This is a genomic window from Escherichia sp. KCJ4928, from assembly GCF_004352695.1.
Taxonomy (GTDB): domain Bacteria; phylum Pseudomonadota; class Gammaproteobacteria; order Enterobacterales; family Enterobacteriaceae; genus ECMA0423.
The window spans coordinates 1-255 of the sequence record NZ_SJWV01000767.1; the positions used below are offsets into that span (position 1 = coordinate 1).

Sequence of the window (255 nt, forward strand, 5' to 3'; positions counted from 1 at the left end):
TGAAGGACAAGGACTACAATCCGCTGATTGGCCGAACTGGTGTGGATGTGGGTAAATCCTTCTCTGGTAAGGACTGGAAAGTGACAGCCCGTGCCGGTCTGGGCTACCAGTTCGACCTGCTGGCTAACGGCGAAACCGTATTGCGGGATGCATCTGGTGAAAAACGCATCAAAGGTGAAAAGGACAGCCGTATGCTGATGTCCGTTGGCCTGAATGCAGAAATCAGGGATAACGTCCGCTTTGGACTGGAGTTTG

General features: G+C 52.5%; 1 protein-coding gene. It reads left to right on the forward strand.

Translation table 11 applies throughout. The features are described 5' to 3' along the window. Window positions 1-255, forward strand: a 255-nt coding sequence (locus E0D98_RS26680; RefSeq protein ID WP_131891672.1) for an autotransporter outer membrane beta-barrel domain-containing protein, incomplete at both ends; no start/stop codon positions are given.